Source organism: Caballeronia sp. ATUFL_F1_KS39, assembly GCF_023630985.1.
Classification (GTDB): domain Bacteria; phylum Pseudomonadota; class Gammaproteobacteria; order Burkholderiales; family Burkholderiaceae; genus Caballeronia; species Caballeronia zhejiangensis.
Genome location: NZ_JALQDZ010000019.1, coordinates 121,642 through 145,989 on the forward strand (window position 1 = coordinate 121,642; position 24,348 = coordinate 145,989).

20 protein-coding genes are annotated in these 24,348 nt (G+C 63.2%); 1 reads left to right on the forward strand and 19 read right to left on the reverse strand.

The genetic code is table 11. The features are described 5' to 3' along the window. Positions 1-31: 31 nt before the first annotated feature. The 18 genes from lpxC to coq7 form a co-directional block, all read right to left on the reverse strand. On the reverse strand, positions 32-949 hold the full coding sequence (gene lpxC / locus NCR93_RS11865; protein ID WP_008342975.1) for a UDP-3-O-acyl-N-acetylglucosamine deacetylase: 918 nt from the start codon (positions 947-949) through the stop codon (positions 32-34). A 264-nt stretch (positions 950-1,213) separates the two neighbouring features. Next, complete coding sequence (locus NCR93_RS11870; protein ID WP_175982744.1) at positions 1,214-1,717, reverse strand: peroxiredoxin; 504 nt, start codon at positions 1,715-1,717, stop codon at positions 1,214-1,216. 285 nt (positions 1,718-2,002) lie between these two features. After that, on the reverse strand, positions 2,003-3,214 hold the full coding sequence (gene ftsZ / locus NCR93_RS11875; RefSeq protein ID WP_008342979.1) for a cell division protein FtsZ: 1,212 nt from the start codon (positions 3,212-3,214) through the stop codon (positions 2,003-2,005). Positions 3,215-3,331: 117 nt separating this feature from the next. Beyond that, on the reverse strand, positions 3,332-4,564 hold the full coding sequence (gene ftsA / locus NCR93_RS11880; protein ID WP_008342980.1) for a cell division protein FtsA: 1,233 nt from the start codon (positions 4,562-4,564) through the stop codon (positions 3,332-3,334). Between the two features lie 26 nt (positions 4,565-4,590). Further along, a complete protein-coding gene (locus NCR93_RS11885; RefSeq protein WP_008342982.1) occupies positions 4,591-5,343 on the reverse strand; it encodes a cell division protein FtsQ/DivIB in 753 nt (250 codons plus the stop codon). Between the two features lie 34 nt (positions 5,344-5,377). Next, a complete protein-coding gene (locus tag NCR93_RS11890) occupies positions 5,378-6,319 on the reverse strand; it encodes a D-alanine--D-alanine ligase (protein WP_008342984.1) in 942 nt (313 codons plus the stop codon). A 22-nt stretch (positions 6,320-6,341) separates the two neighbouring features. Then, positions 6,342-7,736, reverse strand: a complete 1,395-nt coding sequence (murC, locus tag NCR93_RS11895; protein WP_034471448.1) for a UDP-N-acetylmuramate--L-alanine ligase — start codon at positions 7,734-7,736, stop codon at positions 6,342-6,344. Continuing rightward, a complete protein-coding gene (murG, locus tag NCR93_RS11900) occupies positions 7,737-8,855 on the reverse strand; it encodes an undecaprenyldiphospho-muramoylpentapeptide beta-N-acetylglucosaminyltransferase (RefSeq protein WP_250478826.1) in 1,119 nt (372 codons plus the stop codon). Next, entirely contained in the window at positions 8,852-10,129 is a 1,278-nt protein-coding gene (gene ftsW, locus NCR93_RS11905; RefSeq protein ID WP_008342990.1) for a putative lipid II flippase FtsW, read from the reverse strand. The genes murG and ftsW overlap by 4 nt, the downstream gene beginning before the upstream one ends. Then, positions 10,126-11,637 carry a UDP-N-acetylmuramoyl-L-alanine--D-glutamate ligase gene (gene murD, locus NCR93_RS11910; protein WP_250478827.1) on the reverse strand — a complete coding sequence of 504 codons (1,512 nt, stop codon included), beginning with the start codon at positions 11,635-11,637 and terminating at the stop codon, positions 10,126-10,128. The genes ftsW and murD overlap by 4 nt, the downstream gene beginning before the upstream one ends. Positions 11,638-11,667: 30 nt before the next feature. Further along, complete coding sequence (gene mraY / locus NCR93_RS11915; protein ID WP_008342993.1) at positions 11,668-12,837, reverse strand: phospho-N-acetylmuramoyl-pentapeptide-transferase; 1,170 nt, start codon at positions 12,835-12,837, stop codon at positions 11,668-11,670. A 22-nt stretch (positions 12,838-12,859) separates the two neighbouring features. Next, positions 12,860-14,290 carry a UDP-N-acetylmuramoyl-tripeptide--D-alanyl-D-alanine ligase gene (locus tag NCR93_RS11920; RefSeq protein ID WP_250478828.1) on the reverse strand — a complete coding sequence of 477 codons (1,431 nt, stop codon included), beginning with the start codon at positions 14,288-14,290 and terminating at the stop codon, positions 12,860-12,862. Next, positions 14,287-15,831 carry a UDP-N-acetylmuramoyl-L-alanyl-D-glutamate--2,6-diaminopimelate ligase gene (locus NCR93_RS11925; RefSeq protein WP_250478829.1) on the reverse strand — a complete coding sequence of 515 codons (1,545 nt, stop codon included), beginning with the start codon at positions 15,829-15,831 and terminating at the stop codon, positions 14,287-14,289. Before NCR93_RS11925 ends, NCR93_RS11920 begins: the two co-directional genes overlap by 4 nt. After that, positions 15,828-17,684, reverse strand: coding sequence for a peptidoglycan D,D-transpeptidase FtsI family protein (locus NCR93_RS11930; protein WP_008342998.1), 1,857 nt, complete (start codon positions 17,682-17,684; stop codon positions 15,828-15,830). The genes NCR93_RS11925 and NCR93_RS11930 overlap by 4 nt, the downstream gene beginning before the upstream one ends. After that, positions 17,681-18,025, reverse strand: a complete 345-nt coding sequence (gene ftsL, locus NCR93_RS11935) for a cell division protein FtsL (RefSeq protein ID WP_008342999.1) — start codon at positions 18,023-18,025, stop codon at positions 17,681-17,683. The genes NCR93_RS11930 and ftsL overlap by 4 nt, the downstream gene beginning before the upstream one ends. Next, complete coding sequence (gene rsmH / locus NCR93_RS11940) at positions 18,022-18,963, reverse strand: 16S rRNA (cytosine(1402)-N(4))-methyltransferase RsmH (protein WP_008343001.1); 942 nt, start codon at positions 18,961-18,963, stop codon at positions 18,022-18,024. Before rsmH ends, ftsL begins: the two co-directional genes overlap by 4 nt. 28 nt (positions 18,964-18,991) lie before the next feature. After that, positions 18,992-19,420 carry a division/cell wall cluster transcriptional repressor MraZ gene (gene mraZ, locus NCR93_RS11945; RefSeq protein ID WP_008343002.1) on the reverse strand — a complete coding sequence of 143 codons (429 nt, stop codon included), beginning with the start codon at positions 19,418-19,420 and terminating at the stop codon, positions 18,992-18,994. Positions 19,421-19,811: 391 nt separating this feature from the next. Beyond that, positions 19,812-20,468: a 2-polyprenyl-3-methyl-6-methoxy-1,4-benzoquinone monooxygenase gene (coq7, locus tag NCR93_RS11950; protein WP_034471434.1), complete on the reverse strand. Its 657-nt coding sequence runs from the start codon at positions 20,466-20,468 to the stop codon at positions 19,812-19,814. Between the two features lie 462 nt (positions 20,469-20,930). Between coq7 and NCR93_RS11955 the strand changes: the two genes are divergently transcribed. Further along, entirely contained in the window at positions 20,931-22,106 is a 1,176-nt protein-coding gene (locus tag NCR93_RS11955; RefSeq protein WP_008343007.1) for a porin, read from the forward strand. 128 nt (positions 22,107-22,234) lie between these two features. On the opposite strand, the gene NCR93_RS11960 is transcribed toward NCR93_RS11955, so the two are convergent. After that, positions 22,235-23,908, reverse strand: coding sequence for a long-chain fatty acid--CoA ligase (locus tag NCR93_RS11960; protein WP_250478830.1), 1,674 nt, complete (start codon positions 23,906-23,908; stop codon positions 22,235-22,237). Positions 23,909-24,348 lie beyond the last annotated feature (440 nt).

A 24,348-nucleotide genomic window follows, 5' to 3' on the forward strand; every position in this document is an offset into this window, starting at 1 on the left:
CTCATTCTTGTTCATCCGTTGAGGCTTTCAGTTAAGCAAACGCGGTCTGCGTGTCGAAACCGAAACCGCGCGGTGCGGTTTTCGTATCTTCAAATGTGACGATTTCATAAGCGTCTTCGTTCGCGAGCAACTCACGCAGCAGCATGTTGTTCATCGCGTGACCGCCCTTGTACGCCTTGTACGACGCCAGCAACGGACGGCCGACCACGTACAGGTCGCCGATCGCGTCGAGCATCTTGTGCTTCACGAATTCGTCGTCGTAACGCAGGCCGTCATTGTTGAGGATGCGGTACTCGTCGAGCACGATCGCGTTGTCCATGCTGCCGCCGCGCGCGAGCCCCAGTTCGCGCATCATCTCCACCTCATGCGCGAAGCCGAACGTGCGGGCGCGCGCGATTTCACGCACATACGACGTGGTCGCGAAATCCACTTCGAGCGCCTGACCGGTCTTGTCGACGGCCGGATGGCGGAAATCGATCGTGAAGCTCAGCTTGAAGCCGAAATACGGTTCGAGGCGCGCGAATTTGTCGCCGTCGCGCACTTCGATGGGCTTCGTCACCTTGATGAATTGCTTCGGCGCGTTCTGCTCTTCGATACCCGCCGATTGAATCAGAAACACGAACGATGCCGCGCTGCCGTCCATGATCGGGATTTCCTCGGCGGTCACATCGACATACAGATTGTCGATGCCGAGGCCCGCGCACGCCGACATCAAATGCTCGATGGTCGAGACGCGCGCGCCGTCCTTCTGCAGCACGGAAGCGAGACGCGTGTCGCCAATCGCCATCGCGGACGCGGGAATATCGACCGGCTCGGGCAGGTCGATACGCGAAAAGACGATGCCCGTCCCGATCGGCGCTGGGCGCAGGGTCAGGTCGACCTTGCGGCCGGAATGGAGCCCGATCCCCACGGTTTTGACGACGGTCTTGATTGTTCGCTGCTTCAACATGATGTTCTTTCCGATTCAAGATCCTATAAAGGAAATTAATCGTGCGTTAAATTCTAATAGGTCGAATTATACTCCATTCGCCGCATGCCGTCCTGATCCAGGTGGTATCAACTGTTTCCCTGTGTTACGCCAAGGCGAAGGATTTGTGAAGTAGAACGGGCCGATGGCCGGAATGGAGGCATTTCCGGTCATCGGCCCCAAATTGCAGCTCAATGCGAGGGCGCTTCAAGCGTTGCGCGCGGGCAACGCGGCGCGCCGCTGCACTCAGCGCAACGTCGCCAGGATACTGCGAGCGTCGCTGACTTCGAACTTGCCGGGCGCTTCGACATTCAGCGTCTTGACCACGCCGTCGTCGACCACCATCGCGTAGCGCTGGGAACGGATTCCCATGCCACGCTCGGACAAATCCTGATCCAGTCCGAGTGCCTGAGTGAAACGCGCACTGCCGTCCGCAATCATCTTCACCTTGCCCGCGGTTTGAAGATCGCGTCCCCACGCGTTCATGACGAACGCGTCGTTGACGGAAACGCACCAGACTTCGTCGATGCCTGCCGCGGACAAATCCGCCGCCGCTTCGACATAGCCGGGCACGTGTCTGGCGGAGCACGTCGGCGTGAACGCGCCCGGCAATCCGAAGATCACCACGCGCTTGCCTGCGCTCCGCTCGCGCACCGGGAACGCATTCGGTCCCACGGCACAGCCCTCGGTGGCCTCGTCGATGAACTCGAAGAGACGCACGTCGGGCAACGTTTCACCCACTTTGATCATGCTCGGTCCTTCCCTCATCAGTGCTCGCGGACATCCTCGCGATCGCATCGTCCCGCAACCGCGCCGAAAGTCTCCGCAGCGATTTCGGCTTCACTCTGCCTTCCTCGACGTCAGGGGCAGATTCGTGGAGGTCGGCTGGCCACGGCCCGGCGTCCATTTTGCATCAGGACGCGGCCTTGGACAGTCGTCCCACGCGAAGCCTGCGTCGTGCGCGCCGGACGTTCAGCGCGTGCACGCGGTGTGCCGCTTCGTCACGAACTCAGCAGCAAATAACGTGCGCTTCGCTCAGTCCGCCTGCTTGCGCAGGAACGCCGGAATGTCGTAAGTATCGACGCCTTTTTCCTGCAGCGCCTGCACGTGCGAAGCCGCCGTTTCACGCGTCGAGCGCCACACTGCCGGCGTGTCGAGCTGACCGTAATCCGTCGTGCTCTGACCGTGCTGCGTACCGTACGAATTGTGCGCGGCGGCGTGATGCGCGTGTGCGACCGGCTGATTGTCGGTGCCCGTGCGCAGGAGGGTCATCGGCGCTTGCTGCTGCTTCTTCGCCGCGCGGCCCAGGCCCGTCGCCACCACCGTCACGCGCAGCGCGTCGCCCATCGCGTCGTCGTACACGGCGCCGAAGATGACCGTTGCATCGTCGGCTGCGTAGGACTTGATGGTGTTCATCACTTCACGCGTTTCCGACAGACGCAGCGAACGGCTCGACGTGATATTCACCAGCACGCCGCGCGCACCCGACAGATCCACGCCTTCCAGCAGCGGACTCGCGACCGCCTGTTCCGCGGCGAGACGCGCGCGATCGACGCCGGCAACCGTCGCCGTGCCCATCATCGCCTTGCCCTGCTCGCCCATCACCGTCTTCACGTCTTCGAAGTCGACGTTCACGAGGCCATCGACGTTGATGATTTCAGCGATACCGGCGACAGCGTTGTTCAGCACGTCGTCCGCGCACTGGAAGCACTTGTCCATCTCGGCGTCATCGCCCATCACCTCGAACAGCTTGTCGTTCAGCACGACGATCAGCGAGTCGACGTGATCCTCCAGTTGCTGCGAGCCCGCTTCCGCGACGCGCATGCGGCGGCCGCCTTCGAACTCGAACGGTTTGCTCACGACGCCAACGGTGAGAATGCCCATTTCCTTGGCGATCTGCGCGACCACCGGCGCCGCGCCCGTGCCCGTGCCGCCGCCCATGCCCGCGGTGATGAACACCATGTGCGCGCCGCGCAGTGCGTCGGCGATACGCTCGCGCGCGTCTTCCGCCGCTTCCTTGCCCTTCTCCGGCTTCGCGCCAGCGCCGAGACCGGTCATGCCCAGTTGCAGAACCGCCGGCGCGCGCGAACGGGCGAGCGCTTGCGCGTCGGTGTTCATCACGATGAAGTCGACGCCCTGCACGCCGCGGTTGATCATGTGCTGAACCGCGTTGCCGCCAGCACCACCAACGCCCACGACCTTGATGATCGTTCCGTTGGTTTCCGTTTCCAGCATTTCGAAATCCATGTTGCCTCCGTCAAGAATGAAGATCGGCGTTATTCGACGAGAGATCGGGCAACCCCTTGTCGCGCACCAGCCGCCGGTACCGGCGCGAAATTCTTTTTGTTACGTGTTGCGTATTGCTTAGAAATTCCCGAGGAACCAGTCTTTCATCCGCGAGAAGACTTGTCCCATCGAACCGTTCTGTACCGCGACCTTGCGGCCGCGCATGCGTTGCGAGCGTCCTTCGGCGAGCAGGCCCATTGCCGTCGAATAGCGCGGATTGCGCACGACATCGGCAAGGCCGCCCGCGTATTCCGGCACGCCGATGCGCACCGGTTTCAGGAAGATGTCTTCGCCGAGCTCGACCATGCCGGGCATCATCGCCGCGCCGCCGGTCAGCACGACGCCGCTCGACAGCAGTTCTTCATAGCCCGACTCGCGCACGACCTGCTGCACCAGCGAGAACAGCTCTTCGACGCGCGGCTCCACGACCGCCGCCAGCGCCTGCCGCGACAGCGTGCGCGGACCGCGCTCGCCCAGCCCCGGCACTTCGATCATTTCGTCCGGATCAGCGAGCGCCTGCTTCGCGATGCCGTAGCTCACCTTGATGTCTTCCGCATCCGGCGTCGGCGTGCGCAGCGCCATCGCGACGTCGCTCGTGATCTGATCGCCCGCGATGGGAATCACCGCCGTATGTCGGATCGCGCCTTCGCTGAAGATGGCGATGTCCGTCGTGCCGCCGCCGATATCGACGAGCACCACGCCCAGTTCCTTCTCGTCCTCGGTCAGCACCGCAAGCGACGACGCGAGCGGCTGCAGAATGAGGTCGTTCACTTCGAGGCCGCAGCGGCGCACGCACTTCACGATGTTCTGCGCCGCGCTCACCGCGCCCGTCACGATGTGCACCTTCACTTCGAGGCGGATGCCGCTCATGCCGATCGGCTCGCGCACATCCTCTTGCCCGTCGATGATGAATTCCTGGGTGAGGATATGCAGCACCTGCTGATCGGTCGGGATGTTGATCGCCTTGGCCGTTTCGATCACGCGCGCGACATCCGCCTGCGTGACCTCCTTGTCCTTGATCGCGACCATCCCGCTCGAATTGAAGCTGCGGATATGGCTGCCCGCGATCCCGGTGAATACGTTTGTGATCTTGCAATCCGCCATCAGTTCGGCTTCTTCGAGCGCGCGCTGGATGGATTGCACCGTGGCCTCGATATTGACCACGACGCCCTTCTTCAACCCCTTCGAGTCGCTCTGACCGAGTCCGATTACCTCGTAGTGGCCTTCGCCCTTCAATTCGGCGACGATCGCGACCACCTTCGACGTTCCGATGTCGAGGGAAACCAGCAGGTCTTTGTAGTCTTTGCTCATAGCGTGCTCATGCCTGTGATGTCTGCTTACTTCTTGGCCTTGTCGGTGTCGTTGATGAAGCGCATGTTCGCGGCTCGTATGGCAAAGCCGTTCGGGTACCGCAAATCCGCATATTCGATGTCCTTCCCCCAGCGTCCCGTGACGGACGGCCACGACGCGACGAAACGCTTGCAACGGTCGTTCAGCGTGTCCTGATTACGCTCGCGTCCGAGTTCGACCTGCGTGCCGTTCGACAGCTTGACCGTCCACGCGAAGCGCGGCGACAGCGTGACTTCTTCCGGCTTCGCGTCGAGCGGCGCGAACCACTTCTCGAAATCGTGATACCGCGCGACCACTTCCTTCGCCGTGCCCTCGGGGCCGTCGAACGCGGGCAGATCGTCGTCGAGTTCGCCCTGATTCGCGGTGAAGAGATCGCCGTCCACGCTCACCAGTTGATCGTTCCCCCACGTGCCGAGCGGCTTGTATTCCTCGAGCGTCACCGCGAGCGCGTTCGGCCATACGCGGCGCACGCTCGCGTGGCGCACCCACGGCACCTGCTCGAACGCGGCGCGCGCCGCATCGAGATCGACCGTGAAGTAGTTGCCCTTCAGATGACCGATCACGCTTGCCCGCACGACCGGCGAGCTGATGTGCGCCGTATCCCCGTCGATCTGAATCTCGCGCAGGCGAAACTCGGGACGCTGGATCGCCCAGTACCCCGCGGCGCCGAGAAGCAGCAGCACGAGCACGACGTGCAGCCCGTTGGCGGCGAGGTTGAGTTGGCGAACGTTGTTCCACATGGTTTCGCTTGTTCGTGTCCTGTGTGTGATCGACCTAGTTCTTCAGCGTGAGCGACAGCACTTTCACGACGAGATCCTTGTAGCTGATGCCGACCGCGCGCGCGGCTTTCGGCGGCAGCGAGTGATCGGTCATGCCGGGCGCCGTGTTCACCTCGAGGAAATACGGGTTGCCGTCCGAGTCGAGCATGAAGTCCGCGCGACCCCAGTCGGTGCAGCCGAGAATCTCGAAGGCGCGCTTCGTCAGCTGCTTCATGCGCGTTTCTTCGGCTTCGGTCAGGCCGCACGGAATCAGGTATTGCGTGTCGTCCGCGACGTACTTCGCGTGATAGTCGTAGAACTCGCCCGCCGGCACGATCTTGATGACCGGCAAGTCGAGATCGCCCGCGATGCAGCACGTAAATTCGCCGCCGCCCTCGATGCTCTTCTCGACGATCACGATCTTGTCGTAATTCACCGCTTCTTCGAGCGCGGGCACGAGCGTCTCCGCGCTCTTCACCTTGATGACCGCGACGCTCGATCCTTCGCTCGCCGGCTTGACGAAGAGCGGCAGCCCGAGCTTCGCGATGATGTCCTGCGCGCGCGCCGCGTAGTCTTCGCCGCGAAAGACGGTTTCGAACGGCGGCGTGGGAATGCCGGTCTGCTGCCACACGAGCTTCGTGCGCAGCTTGTCCATGCCGAGCGCCGAGCCGAGCACGCCGCTGCCCGTATAGCGGATGCCGTAGAAATCGAGCGCGCCCTGCAGTTGCCCGTTCTCGCCGTAACCGCCATGCAGCGCGATGAACGCGCGCACGAAGCCTTGCGCCTTCAGATCCGAAAGCGGATGCCGCGCCGGATCGAACGCGTGCGCGTCGATGCCCGCCTCGCGCAAGCCTTCGAGCACGAGGCGCCCGGAATTGAGCGAGACCTCGCGTTCGGCGGAATTGCCACCGAGCAGCACCGCGACTTTGCCGAAGACTTTCGGATCGATTTGATTCACTTGATTGCTCATGGTCTTGCTCTTACTGAGGCTGGGGGTTAGCCAGCTTGCCGCACACTCCGCCGATGGAACCCGCGCCCATGGCGATCACCACGTCGCCGTTGCGCGCGATGGTCGTCACCGCGTCGGGCACTTCGTCGATCGTCTCGACGAACACCGGCTCCACCTTGCCCGCGACGCGGATCGCACGCGCGAGCGCCCGGCCGTCGGCGGCCACGATGGGCGCTTCGCCGGCGGCGTAGACATCGGTGAGCACGAGGGCGTCGACCGTCGACAGCACTTTCACGAAATCCTCGAAACAGTCGCGCGTGCGCGTATAGCGATGCGGCTGGAACGCGAGCACGAGACGCCGCCCCGGAAACGCGCCGCGCGCCGCCGCGATCGTCGCGGCCATTTCGACCGGGTGATGACCGTAGTCGTCGATGAGCGTGTACGCGCCTTCGCCGCTCGCCGCGCTCACTTCGCCGTAACGCTGGAAGCGACGGCCTACGCCGTTGAATTCAGCGAGCGCACGCTGGATATCGGCATCCGCGACTTCGAGTTCAGTCGCGATCGCGATTGCCGCGAGCGCGTTCTGCACGTTATGCGTGCCCGGCAGATTCAGCACGATGTCGAGCGACGGCGCGTCTTCACGCAGCGTCGTGAAATGCATGCGGCCGTCGCGCGCCTCGACGTTCACCGCGCGCACTTGCGCTTCCGCGCCGAGACCGTAGCGGATGATCGGCTTCGACACGAACGGCAGGATTTCGCGGACGTTCGGATCGTCGACACATAGCACGGCAATGCCGTAGAACGGCAGCCGATGCGTGAACTCGATGAACGCCTGCTTGAGCCGCGCGAAGTCGTGGCCGTAGGTATCCATGTGATCGGCGTCGATGTTCGTGATGACTTCGATCACCGGGAAAAGATTCAGGAACGAAGCGTCCGACTCATCGGCTTCAGCGACGATGAAATCGCCCGTGCCGAGACGCGCGTTCGCGCCCGCGCTGTTCAGCCGCCCGCCGATGACGAAGGTCGGATCGAGCCCGCCCGCCGCCAGCACGCTCGCGACGAGCGAAGTCGTCGTCGTTTTGCCGTGCGTGCCGGCGATGGCGATGCCCTGCTTCAGGCGCATGAGTTCCGCGAGCATCACGGCCCGCGGCACGATCGGCACGCGGCGATGCCGCGCCGCGAGCACTTCTGGATTGTCGGGACGCACGGCCGTCGAAACGACCACCGCATTCGCGCCTTCGATGTTCTGCTCGTGATGACCGATCTCGACGCGCGCGCCAAGCGCACGCAGACGCTCGGTGACCGCGCCGTTCGAAAGATCGGATCCGCTCACGTGATAGCCGAGATTGAGCAGCACTTCGGCGATCCCGCTCATGCCCGCGCCGCCGATCCCGACGAAATGTATATGTTTGACGATGTGCTTCATTTAGTGTGCCTCCCGAGCTTGCGCGTCGAAACGCGCGCCGGCAACGTCGGCGCAAATGCTCGCGACTTTTTCGGTCGCGTCCGGTTTCGCCAGCGCGCGCGAGCGCTCGGCCATAGCCGCGAGCGTGTCGCGCGTCTGTACGCGTAACCAGTCGGCGAGCTTTTGCGCCGACAGATCGCGTTGTTGTATCAGTTCAGCCGCGCCGTTCTTCGCGAGGAACGCGCCGTTGGTCGTCTGGTGATCGTCGACGGCGAACGGGAACGGCACGAAGAGCGCCGCCACGCCGACCGCGGCGATTTCCGAGACGGTCATCGCGCCCGACCGGCAGATGACGAGATCCGCCGATGCATACGCGCTCGCCATGTCTTCGATGAACGGCACGAGTTGCAGGTCTTCACCGCGCGTGAGACCCGCAGCCGCGTAGTTCGCTTCCAGTGCTTCGATATGCTTCGCGCCCGCCTGATGCACGATGCGCGGGCGCTCTTCCGATGCGAGCATCGCGAGCGCCTTGGGCACGGTTTCGTTGAGCGCGGCAGCGCCGAGACTGCCTCCGACGACGAGCACGTTCAGGCGTCCCGAACGCGCGGCGTAGCGTTCTTTGGGTGGCAATGCGCTCGTTAGTTCCGCACGGATCGGATTACCGGTCCATTCTGCATTCGGCAGAGCATTGGGAAACGCGACGAGCACGCGCTTTGCGAGATGCGCGAGCACCTTGTTCGCGAGCCCCGCGATGGAGTTCTGTTCGTGCAGCACGAGCGGGCAGCCCGCGAGCTTCGTCATGATGCCCGCCGGAAACGTGATATAGCCGCCCATGCCGAGCACGACGTCCGGCTTCACGCGGCGCAGCGCGGCGAGGCTTTGCGAACATGCGCGCAGCAGATTCACCGGCAACATCAGCTTGGTCTTGACGCCCTTGCCGCGCAGGCCGCCGAAGCGCACGTATTCCATCGGAATGCCGTGCTTCGGCACGAGCGTCGCTTCCATGCCGCTCGCATTGCCGAGCCACACGACGCGCCAACCGTGCGCCTGCATCCAGTGCGCGACCGCGAGCCCCGGGAACACGTGGCCCCCGGTGCCGCCCGCCATCACCATCAAGGTGCGGTCGCGTTGCGCGGTCATACTTTTCCTCCGCGCATCAAGACGCGATTTTCGTAATCGACGCGCAGCAACACCGCCAGCGCGACGCAGTTCAGCAAAATGCCCGAGCCGCCGTAGGACACGAGCGGCAGCGTGAGACCCTTGGTCGGCAGAAGACCGAGATTCACGCCCATGTTGATGAACGTCTGCGCGCCGAACCAGATGCCGACGCCCTTCGCCATCAGACCGGCGAACGTGCGATCGAGCGCAAGCGCCTGACGGCCGATCTCGAACGCGCGGCGCACGATCCAGTAGAACAGCAGGATCACGCAGATGACGCCGACGAAACCGAGCTCCTCGCCGATCACCGCGAGAATGAAGTCGGTATGCGCTTCCGGCAGATAGTTCAGCTTCTCGACGCTGCCGCCCAAGCCGACGCCGAACCACTCGCCGCGCCCGAACGCAATCAGCGAGTGCGTCAATTGATACGCCTTGCCTTGCGCGTAACGGTCGTCCCACGGATCGAGGTACGCGAAGATCCGCTCGCGACGCCACGGCGACAGCCACACGAGCATCGTGAACGTGCCCACCGCCGTCAGCACGAGGCCGCCGAACAGCTTGCCGTTGACGCCGCCGAGAAACAGCACGCCCATCGCGATCGCGGCGATCACCATGAACGCGCCCATATCGGGCTCGAGCAGCAAGAGCGCACCGACCGCGCCGACCGCGACCGCCATCGGCAGAAAGCCCTTGCCGAAGCTGTGCATGAATTCCTGCTTGCGCACGGTGTAGTTCGCAGCGTAGATCGTCACCGCGAGCTTCATGATCTCCGACGGCTGCATGTTCGTGATGCCGAGCGGAATCCAGCGGCGCGCGCCGTTCACGCCTTTGCCGACGTGCGGAATCAGCACGATGATGAGCATCGCCAGCGCGACGAGAAAAAGCTTCGGCGCGTACTTTTCCCACGTCTTGATCGGAATCTTGAACGCGATGGTCGCGCCGACGAGCGCCGTCGTGATCGAAACGAGGTGACGCACGAGGAAGTGATAGTCGCGATAACTCGCGTACTTGGGCGAATCCGGCATCGCGATCGACGCCGAGTACACCATCACGATGCCCAGGCCGAGCAGCGAGATCATCACCCACAAGAGCGAATAGTCGTAGTCGAGCATGCGCGAGCGCGCCGGGCGCACGCCGTTGACCGCGCTCGAAATGCCGCCGCGCGTGCCCGAATTCGAGCGGCCCGCGAGCGAGTCGCCGGGCATGGCGTTGCGCTGTCCGGTGAGTTTCGATCCGAAGCGTTCCGACCAGCTCATAGCATCACTCCCCGCGCGGCGGCGATATCTTCGACCGCGCCGCGAAACACGTCGGCGCGATGTGCGTAGTTCTTGAACATGTCGAGGCTCGCGCACGCGGGCGAAAGCAGCACGGCGTCGCCGGCTTCCGCGATTTTCGCGGCGGCGTTCGTCGCTTCCTCGAGCGTCGCGTGATCCTGCAATTCGACATTCGTCGATGCCAGCGTTTCGCGGATGCGCGCCGCGTCGCGACCGATCAGCATCACGGCGCGCGCCCAGCGTGCGACCGGCGCTTCGAGCGGCGAAAAGTCCTGGCCCTTGCCGTCGCCGCCGGCGATCAGCACGACGCGTTGCGCGAGGCCGTCGAGCGCGGCGACCGTCGCGCCGACGTTCGTGCCTTTGCTGTCATCGACATAATCGACGCCGTCGATCTGCGCGATCACTTCGACGCGATGCGGCTCGCCGCGATACTCGCGCAAGCCGTGCAAAAGCGCCGCGAGCGGCAGATCGATCGCGCGAGCCAGCGCCAGCGCTGCGAGCGCGTTCGCCGCGTTGTGCAGACCGCGGATGCGCAGCGCGTCGACGGGCATCAGACGCTTGGAAACGAGGTTCGGCTCGGCCTCGTCCTTCTTGCGGCGACGCGAAGTCGCAGTCTCTTCCGACGCGTCCTGATCGATGCCAACGACGAGCCACTGCATGCCGTTATCGCGCAGCAAACCGTAGTCGCCGACATTCAGCGGCTCGTTCAGTCCGAACGTCACGACACGATGTTGCGCGACGTTCGCCGCGAGCTTCATGACGCGGCTGTCGTCGCGGTTCAGCACGCGCGTCGTGGCCGGGCCGAAGATGCGCCCTTTCGCGGCGGCATAGGCGTCGAGGCCGCCGTGCCAGTCGAGATGATCCTGCGTGATGTTCAGCACCGCGGCGGCATCCGGTGCGAACGTATGCGCGGTTTCGAGCTGAAAACTCGACAGTTCGAGCACCCAGACATCGGGCAGCGCGGTCTGGTCGATGGCTTCGGTCAGCTTGTCAAGCATCGCCGGGCTGATGTTGCCCGCGACCGCGACCGACTTGCCCGCGCGCTCGCACAAGAGGCCGGTGAGCGCGGTCGTGGTGGTCTTGCCGTTCGTGCCCGTGATCGCGATGACCTTAGGCGCATAGCCGTTCGCGCCGAGTCCGGCGAGCGCCTGCGCGAACAGTTCGAGTTCGCCCCAGACGGGAATGCCGCGTTCTTTCGCTGCAGCGATCAGCGGTGCGAGGTCATCCGCGAGCGGCGACAGCCCCGGGCTGATCGCGACGAGTTCGATGCCGCCATCGAGCAACGCGGGCGTGAACGCGCCGCCGACGAAATCCGCATCGATCTTGTGGATCGCGAGTTCGGAGAGATTCGGCGGCGCTTCGCGCGTGTCGGCGATCCGCAGGCGGCAACCGTGCCTGGCGCACCAGCGCGCCATCGCCAGACCGGATTCACCCAGCCCAAGCACGAGCACCATCGGACTTTGCCGACCGACAAACTTCTCGCCAAACATCGCTTTACCTTTTACCGAAACTTGAATGAATCAACGCAACTTCAACGTCGACAGACCGAACAGGCACAACATCAACGTGATGATCCAGAAGCGCACCACGACTTGCGTCTCGGTCCAGCCGGACAGCTCGTAATGGTGATGCAGCGGCGCCATCTTGAAGAAACGGCGGCCTTCGCCATAACGGCGCTTCGTGAACTTGAACCAGAAGACCTGCAGCATCACGGAAAGCGTTTCCGCGACGAACACGCCGCCCATGATGAACAGCACGACTTCCTGACGAACGATCACCGCGATCGTGCCGAGCGCGCCGCCGAGCGCGAGCGCGCCGACATCGCCCATGAAGACCTGCGCGGGGTGCGTGTTGTACCAGAGAAACGCGAGACCGGCGCCACCCATTGCGGAACAAAAGATCAAAAGCTCGCCCGCTCCGGGAATGTGCGGGAACAGCAGGTACTTCGAATAGACCGACGAGCCCATCACATACGCGAACGCGCCGAGCGACGCGCCGACCAGCACGACCGGCATGATGACGAGGCCGTCGAGGCCGTCGGTGAGATTCACGGCGTTGCTCGACCCGACGATGACGAAGTAGGTCATCGCGATGAAGCCCCACACGCCGAGCGGATACGTGATCGATTTGAGGAACGGCAGCATCAGGTCGGCGCGCGCGGGCAGGCCCATCGAGAGGCCGCTGCGCACCCACGCCATGAAGAGATCGAACACGCGCGCGTTGTTCGCTTCGGACACGGAAAACGCGAGATACACCGCCGCGAACAGGCCGATCACCGATTGCCAGAAATACTTCTCGCGCGACGACATGCCGCGCGGATCCTTGTGCACGACCTTCCGATAGTCGTCCACCCAGCCGATCACGCCATAGCCGAACGTGACGAGCATCACGATCCACACAAAACGGTTCGTGAGATCGGCCCACAGCAACGTGGAAATGGCAATGCCGATGAGGATCAGCACGCCGCCCATCGTCGGCGTGCCGGACTTCACGAGATGCGTCTGCGGGCCGTCCTTGCGCACGGCCTGGCCGACCTTGAGCAAGGTCAGCTTGCGGATGACCCACGGGCCGCAGACGAGACCGATCAGAAGCGCCGTTGCCGTGGCGCCCACCGCGCGGAACGTGATGTAGGTGAACACGCGCATGAAGCTGGCGTCATTCTGAAGCCATTGCGCGAGTGCGAGTAGCATGCTGGTCCTTCTCTTCAGTGAATCAATGTGCAGCGGGCGCATGGCCCGCTGCGGGTTGTTGTGGACTCGTCAAGGCATCCACCACGCGCTCCATCTTCATGAAGCGCGAGCCTTTCGCGAGATACGTGGCCTTGTTGCCGTAGCCTGCCTGTTCGAGCGCGGTGAGCAGTTCGCGGACATCGGCGAAATGCTGCGCGGTTTGCTTCGATGCGGCCGCGTTGAATGCGTTCACCGAATCGACGCTCGCGGCGCCGAGCGCGAAGAGCGCATCGATGCCGCACTCCGCCGCATACGCGCCGACTTCGCGATGAAACGCGGGACCTTCCTCGCCGACTTCGCCCATGTCGCCCATCACGAGCACGCGGGGCGTTGCCTGCGATGCGAGCACGTCGATCGCGGCGCGCATCGAATCGGGATTCGAGTTGTACGTGTCGTCGATGACGGTCGCGCCGGCGAGCGCGCCGAGCATCGCGCGCTTCACCTGCAAGCGGCCTTTAACCGGCTCGAACGCTTCGAGACCGCGCTTGATGACATCGAGCGAAACGCCTGCGGCAAGCGCTGCCGCGGTCGCCGCCATTGCGTTGCGCGCGTTGTGTTCGCCGAGCACGTTCAGCGCGATGTCGACCGCGCCCTGCGGCGTTTGCATGTGGACCGTCGTGCCTTCGAGCGTACCGGTGACGGCGGCCTGCGATGCATCGGCGGTCAGCGCGAAATCGATGATCGCGTTGCCGGTCGCGGCCGTGCGCCAGAAGACGGCGTACTGGTCGTCGGCGGGAAACACGGCCGTGCCCGTATCGCCCAGCGCATGAATGACCGATGCGTGCTCGAGCGCGACCGCTTCGACCGTCGCCATGAATTCCTGATGCTCGCGCTGCGCGTTGTTGACGACGGCGACATCCGGCGCGGCGATCTTGCCGAGCACTTCGGTTTCGCCCGGATGATTCATGCCCAGTTCGACGACCGCGAGCTTGTGCGACGCCTTCAGACGAAACAGCGTGAGCGGCAAGCCGATGTCGTTATTGAGGTTGCCCGCCGTCGCGAGGCGCGCTTCCTCGCCGACCGCAGCCGCGAAGATCGACGCGATCATCTCCTTGACCGTCGTCTTGCCGTTGCTGCCCGTGACCGCGACGAGCGGCATCGTGAAGCGCTTGCGCCAGCCGTGCGCCAACGCACCGAGCGCCGCGCGCGTGTCCTTTACCTTGATAACCGGAAGTGGCCAGGCACCGGAGTTGCTCGGGTCGCGCGACACGAGCGCAGCAGCCGCGCCGCTCTTCGCCACCTGATCGAGGAAATCATGCGCATCGAAGCGATCGCCCTTCACCGCGACGAACAGATCGCCGGCCTGCACGCCGCGGCTGTCCGTGACGACGCGCGCGATGGCGATACCCGCATCGCCCTTAAGGACTGCGCCGGGAATCATCGCGGCGGCTTCGCGCAAAGTGAACATCGTCATTCGCCGCCTCCGCGTTGTTGTGTGGCGCGTGCGGCCAGCGCGAGACGCGCGTGATCCTGATCCGAGAACGCGCGCTTCTTGCCCATGATTTCCTGCGTGGCTTCGTGCCCTTTTCCGGCGAGCACGACGACGTCCTCGCGCGCCGCACTTCGTATTGCTTGCAGAATCGCGCTCGCGCGGTCTTCGACGCGGCGCGCCTTCGCGGCGTCGCTCATGCCGGCGGCGATTTGATCGATGATCGCGACGGGATCTTCGCTGCGCGGGTTGTCGCTCGTGATGACGACCTGATCCGCGAGGCGTTCGGCGATTTCGCCCATCAGCGGACGCTTGGTGGCGTCGCGGTCGCCGCCGCAGCCGAACATGCAGACGAGCTCGCCGCCGCGCGCCTCGGCGATCGGGCGCAGCGCGGTGAGGGTCTTGTCGAGCGCGTCGGGCGTGTGCGCGTAGTCGATCACGACGAGCGGCTCGTCGCTCTGAATGCGTCCGCCGAGACGCTCCATGCGGCCGTTGACCGATTCGAGCTTTTCGATGCGCGCGATGGCGGCATCGAACGGCACGCCCACTTCGAGCAGCACGCCGAGCACGGAAAGCAGATTGCTCACGTTGAACGTGCCGAGCGTGCCGACTTCGACATCGGCTTCGCCCCAGTCCGACGACAGATGAAACGCAGTGCCGGTCGCAGTCGCGCGGACTTGCGTTGCGAGCAGGAACGCGTCGGCGCTCGGCGCGGCATCGGCGGGCATCTCGACGCCGTAGGCAATTGTCCGCACCTTGCCGCGCAGCGATTCGATCAGACGCTGACCGGCCGCATCGTCGCGATTGACGATTGCCGTCTTCAGCGACGGCCATGCGAAAAGACGCGCCTTCGCCGCTTCGTACGCCTCGAACGTGCCGTGGTAGTCGAGATGATCCTGCGTGAGATTCGTGAAGATGGCGATATCGAAATCGACGCCGTTCACGCGCCCCTGATGCAGCGCATGCGACGACACTTCCATCGCGACGCCTTCCGCGCCCTGAGCTTTCAATTGCGCAAGATTGCGCTGAAGCTGCGGCGCGTCGGGCGTGGTGAAGCCGCTATGCACGAGTTTGCCCGGCATGCCGATGCCGAGCGTGCCGACGATGGCGCACGGACGGCCGAGCGCGGAGAGCGCAGTCGCGATCCATTGGCTGCACGAAGTCTTGCCGTTCGTGCCCGTCACGCCGACGGTAAGCATCGACGCGGTCGGCTCGCCGTACCACGCGGATGCGATCGGGCCCGCGAGTTCGTTCAGCGCCTTCACCGCGAGCGTCTTCGACGCGTCCGGCTTGCCCGCGAAATTCTCCGGCTGATAGAGCGCCGCAGCCGCGCCTGCGGCGAGCGCGGCGTCCAGATACGGACGGTTGTCCGCGCCGTCGACCGCATAGGCTAGAAACACGTCGCCGCTTTTGAGCGAGCGCGTGTCGGCGTGCAATTGCGCCTCGGGCTGCGCGTGGGCGCGCAGCCATTGAACGGCTTGTGATACGTCCTTTTGCATCTTGCTCTGTCGGGTTTGCGCGCTCATCGCACGACTCCCGGGTGCGTCTTCGTATTGCTCGACACCGCGAATTTCTTCGCGGTATTCGCGTTGTTCGTATTCGCCGGCTGCTTGGCGGCCGCTTGCGTGGCGGAGTTCGAATCGTCCGTCACGACCATTTGCTTCACTGGCATATCGGGCGGCACGTTCAGCGCGCGCAAGGTATCGCCGACGATGCCCGAGAACACCGGACCCGACACCTGACCGCCGAAGTGGCTGCCGACCGTCGGTTCATCCACCGATACGGCCACGACGATGCGCGGATTCGGCATCGGCGCCATGCCGACGAACGATGCCCGGTACTTCGAATGGTCGTAGCCGTGGCCCGCATGCTTGTACGCCGTGCCCGATTTGCCGCCGACGCGATAGCCGGCCACCGCCGCATCCGGCGACGTGCCGCCCTTCGACACGACGGTTTCGAGCATCGCACGCACTTCGCGCGCGGTAGTCGGCGAAAACACTTGCTGACCGAGCGGCGGCTGATCGCCCGCCGTGCGGAAAATCGAGACCGGCAGGATCTTGCCGTCGTTCGCGATGGCCGTGTACGCGCGCCCGAGCTGGAACAGCGACACGGACAGGCCGTAGCCGTACGACATCGTCGCCTGCTCGATGCGTCGCCAGCTCTTCCACGGGCGCAGACGCCCGGTCACGGCGCCCGGAAAACCGACTTTCGGCGCCTGACCGAGCCCGATGCTCGTGTACATGTTCCACATTTCCTCGGGACGCAATTGCATCGCAATTTTGGTCGCGCCGATATTGCTCGACTTCTGAATCACGCCGCCGACGGTGAGCGTGCCGAAGCCAGAATCGTCCGTAATGCGGGCGCCGTCGAGCACGAACACGCCGCCGCCCGTTTCGACGAGCGTATTCGGCGTCACCCGATGCAGATCGAGCGCGAGCGAAACGGTGAACGGCTTCATGATCGAGCCCGGCTCGAAGGTGTCCGTGAGAATGCGGTTGCGCAACTGCTCGCCGGTCATCCGCGAACGATCGTTCGGGTTGTACGTGGGATAGTTGACGAGCGCGAGCACTTCGCCCGTCTTCACGTCGATGACCATTGCCGCGCCGGCCTTCGCCTTCGTCTTCTCGACGGCGGCCTTCAGGTTCGTGTATGCGATGTACTGAATCTTGCTGTCGATCGAAAGTTCGACGTCCGCGCCGTTGTGCGGCACGACTTGCTCGTCGACGTCCTCGACGATATGGCCCATGCGGTCCTTGATGACGCGGCGCATGCCCGGCGTGCCGGCGAGGACGTTCTGGTCGCCGAGTTCGACGCCTTCCTGTCCCTTGTCTTCAATGTTAGTAAAGCCGATCAGGTGCGCGGTGATTTCGCCTTCCGGATAGAAGCGCTTGTATTCGCCGCGCGAATAGATGCCGGGAATGTCGAGCGCGGCGACCTTCTGCGCGACTTCGAGCGGCACTTGGCGCTTCACATAGACGAAGGTCTTGTCCATCGAGAGCTTCGCGCGAAGCTCTTTTTCCGGCATTTCGAGAAGTTTGGACAATTGCGCGAACTTGTCCGCGCCGAGATCGTTCGGCACGGCTTCGGGAATCGCCCAGATCGCCTTCACCGGCAAACTCGTTGCGAGCACGAGGCCGTTACGGTCGCGAATCTGCCCGCGCGTCGCAGGCATTTCGAGCGTGCGCTGATAGCGGCTTTCGCCCTGTTTCTTGAAGAACGCGTTGCCCGGGCCCTGAATCCAGAATGCGCGCCCGGCCAGCGCGACGAACGCCATGAATAGCAGGAACACGACGAGCTTCGAGCGCCACATGGGCAGGCGCACGGCGAGAAGCGGATTCGGCGTGTGAGCGATGTCTTTCTGCTTCGCGGACTTTTTCATCGCTTGGCTCCGCGTGCAGGCGGCGCCGACGCCGGCAGCGGCGGCGGCATGGGTGCGTCGGCGGCCTTGTTGGCGGCCGTGTCGTAGGTGAGATATTGCGTTCGGCCGGTCGTCACGGGCTGCATTTTCAGTGAGTTGGTGGCCAACTGCTCGATGCGCGATGTCTTCGACAACGCGCTCTGCTGGTACTGCAACTGCGCGTAATCCTGTTGCAGTTGACGCTCTTGCGATTGCGCCCTTTGCAAGTCGATGAAAATCTCCCGCTGCTGATTGGTGGAGCTGACGACCGACAGCGCGCACCCGAGCACGATGATGAGCAGGAAGATATTGAGGCGATTCATGGCGCGATCCGCTCGGCGATACGCATCACCGCGGAACGGGCGCGCGGGTTATCGGCGACTTCGGCATCACTCGGAAACACGCGGCCGACCACGCGCAGCGGCGGGCTGGGAAGATCGACCGCGCGGATCGGCAAACGACGGTCCACCGCCGGCGCGCTCGCGTGCGCCTGCATGAACCGCTTGACGATCCGGTCTTCGAGTGAATGAAAGCTGATCACGACCAGCCGCCCCCCTTGCTCCAACAATGCCAATGCCGATTCGAGTACTACCTGCAGCTCCGCAAGCTCTTGATTGACGTGAATCCGTATAGCCTGAAAGGTGCGAGTTGCCGGGTCCTTGCCCTTTTCACGGGTTTTGACGACGTGACCCACGATTTCGGCAAGCTCGCGCGTGCTGTCGAGAGGCCCAAGACGGTCGGACTCTGCCCGGCGAGCAACAAGCGCCTTTGCAATCTGAAAAGCAAACCGTTCTTCCCCATAATCTCTGATGACCTCCGTGATTTCCTGCACCGTGGCACGCGCGAGCCACTCTGCCGCCGACTCGCCCCGAGTCGGGTCCATCCTCATGTCGAGCGGACCTTCTGCGCGGAAGCTGAAGCCGCGCTCCGGGTCGTCCACCTGCGGCGACGACACGCCAAGGTCCAGCAACACGCCCGACACCCGCCCTACTCCGCGCTCGCTCGCCGCGTCGCGCAACGCCGCGAAGCTGTCGTGCACGATCGAAAAGCGCGAATCCTGAATCTGTTGCGCCGTGGCGATCGCGAGAGGATCCTTGTCGAAGGCGATCAGCCGCCCCGCGTCACCCAGTCGCTGCAAAATCGCCCGGCTATGACCGCCGCGCCCGAAAGTGCCATCTATATAGATGCCGTCCGCGCGCGTGAGCAGCCCGTCTACCGCTTCCTTCAGCAGCACCGTGCGATGCTGCAGTTCATTTCCCATCGCAGGAGCCATGTTGTTCAGCGCCGCGTCAGAAAGTGAAATTTTTCAGCGCGTCGGGCATGCCCTGCGCCATGGCCGCAGCTTCCTTCGCCGCGTAAGTCTGCGAGTCCCACAACTCGAAGTGCGCGCCCATGCCGAGCAGCGTCACTTCTTTTTCCAGCGACGCGGCAGCGCGCAGCTCGGGCGAGACCAGCACGCGCCCGTTGCCGTCGAGTTCGACATCCATTGCATTACCGAGAAAGATGCGCCGCCACCACATGGCTTCCATCGGAAGCGCGGCGACCTTGGCGCGGAAGACTTCCCACTCCGGGCGGGGAAAGAGCAACAGGCATCCATCCGGGCTCTTCGTGAGCGTCACCCGGCCTTCTGCCTGCCCTTGCAGCGCTTCCCGATAGCGCGACGGAACCGACATCCGCCCTTTCGCATCGAGCGTCAGCGCCGACGCCCCTTGGAACACTCGCCCTTCTCCCCGTTTTCGGACGCCCACCACGACGCCCGTCCCTCTCCAGTTTTGCTCGAAAATGGGTTGTGAATCACACAAAAGACCACTTTCTCACACTGTCTCCCACTTTAGAGGAACGCATTTCCTCGGTCAAGACGCGTACCTTTTTTTCGAGTGCTTTTTATTTGCTAGAACAAGGACTTAGCGCAGGAGCTTGAAGTAACGGCAAAAGAGAAAACCGTTATGAATTAGAGAGCTAGTGCGGGATGTGAAGGTAGTACGTGAAAAGAGCAGGCGAAATGAGGGAAATGTAACGGTTCTTACAGCCGTTTTTTGATTCGATGATGAGTTTCGGCGGCGAATGCCTCGCTCGACCCGGCAAGCGAGCGAACGAGGCTTTGTCACACTATATGTAATAGGCCGTGCGCGTCATGACTTTGGAAGCTGCGCGCATCAACGCGCGCACCGGAAACGGAACCTCGCTCCCACCAGCGCCGATTGCTGCTGCGGCGTGCGCGCTTTCATCGAGACGCATTTGCTCGACGATCGCGCGGGATGCGTGATCGTTGACGGGCAAGGTCTTCATGTGGCCATCGAGATGCTGCTCGACCTGACGCTCGGTTTCGGCCATGAAGCCGAGACTCGCGCGATCGCCGAAGCGCCCCGCGACGAAACCGATCGCCAGCGCACCCGCGTACCACAACGGGTTCAGCAGGCTCGGCCGCGATTCCAGATCTTTCAGCCGCGTCGATGTCCACGCGAGATGGTCTTCCTCTTCACGCGCCGCTCGCTCGAAACTGGCCTTGAGCTCGGGCGAGCTTGTGGCGAGCTTCTGCGCCTGATAAAGCGCTTGCGCGCAGACTTCGCCAACGTGATTCACGCGCATCAGTCCGGCCGAATGGGCGCGTTCTTCTTCGGTGAGTTGCGATTGTTCCGAGAGGACATCGCCGGTCGCGTCCAGAGGCGACATCGTCGATTCAGGAATCGGACGCGACATGCGGCTCACGCCCGTCATGGACCGCAAGCCTCGATCGAATTCGCTGATGACTTCATCGAGCGTCATGGTGTCACCTCTCTCTTCATGGTCCGCAGACGGAGCGGACGCTCGCGGAAAACGCGAATTTTAGCGCACATCGACTGGCGCCGAAGGGGCGCGGGCTTGCCGGATACCGCGTTCAGCGGCCACGGAGCATGTGCGATTTCTCCGGATTACAGGCTCGAAGTCTGATCGCGAATATGGCACCAACCTGACACCGTCGACCGCCCGATCGCCCCTTATGAAGCACCTGTTTTGGTAATTAGGGCAAACACGGGTCGCAAATATCCTGCAAAACCAACATTTTAGCGCCTGTTGCGTAAACGTCACATGAGTCCGGCGGACCAGCCCCTTTTCCTTTGTCCGTTAAAGCCTCTTTGTTACATTACGTGTCACCTTCGTTAAGAAGCAGGCAGGGACCGTCAACACACTGGCGCTAAGAACAGTGACCTTGCCAAAAGTCGCAAACACTCCTTGGAGATTCAATCAATGAAAAAGTCGCTTCTCGCTCTCGCCGCACTGGGCGCATTCGCAGGCGCCGCACATGCGCAGAGCAGTGTGACGCTGTACGGCATCATCGACGCTGGCTTCGCGTACAACAACAACAGCAACGGCCAAAAGCTGTACTCCATGAACAGCGGCAACCTGCAAGGTAGCCGTTGGGGCCTGCGCGGCACGGAAGACCTCGGTGGCGGTCTGAAGGCCATCTTCGTGTTGGAAGGCGGCTTCAACGTGTTCAACGGCCAGCTGGGCCAAGGCGGCGACCTGTTCGGCCGCCAGGCTTATGTCGGTCTGGGCTCGACGCAATTCGGTACGGTCACGCTGGGTCGCCAGTACGACTCCGTGGTTGACTACACCGGCGCATTCGAAGTCGGTAGCCAGTGGGCGTCGTACTTCGGCGCGCACCCGGGCGACCTGGACAACATGAACAACTCGAATCGCGTGAACAACGCGATCAAGTACACGAGCGCGAACTACGCCGGCTTCACGTTCGGCGGCCTGTACAGCCTCGGCGGCCAAGCTGGCCAGTTCAACCGCAACCAGATCTGGTCGGTTGGTCTCGGCTACTCGCAGGGTCCGCTGCAATTGGGCGCGGGCTACTTGAACGTCAAGGACCCGAACTACTCGTTCTTCGGCAACAACGCCACGAGCCGCAACGCTGCCACGACGCCTACGGCTTCGAACATGTCGAGCCGCGTGTACTCGGGCTTCGCATCGGCCAAGACGCAGCAAGTCATCTCGGCTGGCGGTGCTTACACGTTCGGCGCAGCGACCATCGGCGCGACGTATAGCAACACGCAGTTCAAGGACGTCAACAACGAAGCAGGCGCTGGCCTGAACCCGGCTGGCTACACGGGCGGCTCGGGCAAGTTCCATAACGCCGAAATCAACTTCAAGTATCAGCTGACCCCGGCCCTGCTGCTGGGCGTGGCATATGACTACACGAAGGGTTACGGCCTGGCCGATGCCAAGTACCACCAAGGCATGCTCGGCGCGGACTACTTCCTGTCGAAGCGCACGGACGTGTACATCGACGGTATCTACCAGCACGCAAGCGGCACGGATTCGTTGAACCGCCCTGCGGTTGCGAACATCAACGGCCTGTCGGCGTCGTCGACGTCGAACCAGGTTGCCGCTGTTGTCGGTATCCGCCACAAGTTCTAATAAGGTCGTAACAAAGCAGTACGCACTGAAAGGCGCCTTCGGGCGCCTTTTTTTCGTTCCGCTGCGGGCAACAAAAAAGCCTTCGCATCTCGCGACACGAAGGCTTTTCGCTTCGGACGATGCAGCCGCTACGCGCGGCCGTCGCGCAATTCCCGCCGCAAGATCTTGCCGACATTGCTCTTCGGCAACTCGTTGCGGAACTCGATCATGCGCGGACGCTTGTAGCCGGTCAGCCGTTCCCTGCAGTACGCGATGACATCCGCTTCCGTCAGGCTCGCATCCTTGCGCACGATGAAGAGCTTCACCGCTTCGCCCGACGCCTGATCCTTCACGCCCACCGCGGCAACTTCGAACACCCCGGGCAGCATCGCGACAACATCTTCAATCTCGTTCGGATACACGTTGAAGCCGGAGACGAGAATCATGTCCTTCTTGCGATCGACAATCTTCACGTAGCCGCGCTCATCGAGCACGCCGACGTCGCCTGAGCGGAAGAAGCCGTCGGGGGTCATCACCTTCGCGGTTTCGTCGGGACGATTCCAGTAGCCCGCCATCACCTGCGGGCCGCGAATGCAGATCTCGCCGGGCTGGCCGAGCGGCACTTCGTTGTTGTCGTCGTCGCGGATGGAGATTTCCGTGGACGGAAGCGGCAAGCCGATCGTGCCCGTGTATTCGGTCGCCGTCACCGGATTGCAGGTCACGCACGGCGAGGTTTCGGACAAGCCGTAACCCTCGACGATCGGCACGCCGGTCGCCGCGAACCAGCGCTTCGCGACGGCTTCCTGCACGGCCATCCCGCCGCCGTTCGCAGCGATGAGCTTCGAGAAATCGAGCTTGTTGAAGTCTGGATGATTCAACAACGCGTTGTAGAGCGTGTTGACGGCCGGGAATGTGTTGATGGGAACGCCCTTCAGTTCCTTGATGGTTCCGGCGATATCTCGCGGGTTCGGTATCAGCACGCCAAGGCCGCCGGTACGGATCGTGAGCATGCCGCAGACCGTCAGCGCAAAGATGTGATAAAGCGGCAGCGCGACCACGCAAACGAACTGATCGATGTCGGGACGGCGCTTGCGGGCCGGGTCGAGCCACACTTCTGACTGCAGCGTGTTCGCGATCAGATTGCGATGCGTGAGCGTCGCGCCTTTCGCGACGCCCGTCGTGCCGCCGGTGTACTGCAGGAACGCGACGTCATCTGGACTTTGGGTGACGGGCTGGAGCGTGCCGCGGCCGCCTTCGCTCAGCGCTTCGTTGAATCGGACGCTGCCAGGCAGTTTCCACTCTGGCACCATCTTCTTCACGCTGCGCACGACGAAGTTGACGAGAACCCCTTTCAAACCCATGAGATCGCCCATCGCCGCGACGACGATATGTTTGATCGCCGTGTTCTTGACGACCGCCTGCAACGTGCCGGCGAAATTCTCCAAAATGACGATTGCTTCCGCGCCGCTGTCCTTGAGCTGATGCTCGAGTTCGCGCGGCGTGTAAAGCGGATTCACATTGACGACGATGTAACCCGCGCGCAATACCGCCGCGATCGCGATCGGATACTGCAGCACGTTCGGCATCATCAGCGCTACGCGCGCGCCCGGCTTCATTCCTCGCTTCTGGAACCACGCGGCCAGCTTTCTCGACATCGCGTCGAGTTCGGCGTACGTGATCGCCTGGCCCATGCACACGAACGCGCGGCGATCGCGATTCGCGCGAAAGCTGTCCTCGAGCAGCTCCGAAACGGACCGATACGCGGATGGATCGATCTCCGCAGGCACGCCGGACGGGTAAGACTTCAGCCAGGGTTTCTCCATACGGCGTCTCCTTTATATGATTTTAGAATGATCGTGCGGAAACGAGATCCTAGCTTTTCGGCCGGTCTCCGACAATCGGGTTAGACGCCTTCCACCAAACCCGTCCGAGTCCGCCGCTCCGAAGCTTGTCAATGCATTGGCTCCACTTCCACCAGGCAGTCGTAAAACGTCGCCGAGCCCCCGAGGTCGGTCAGCGCCTGACTCGTCACCTGATTGGCGTTGCGGCCATCGGGAGACAACTTCTTCCACCAGATCGACAAGCCGACGACGACGCCTTCGCGGGGGGGGGGCCGCCCCGCCGGGCGGGGCCGCCACCCACCCCCGCCGGTGGAGTTTGGGCCCGCCGGGCCCAACGCGCGGGGGCGGGGGGGGGGGGGGGGGGGGGGGTTTGGGGGTTGCCGCGTGTCGTTGAGTTCTGGTGGATCGCGACGGAGGAGTCG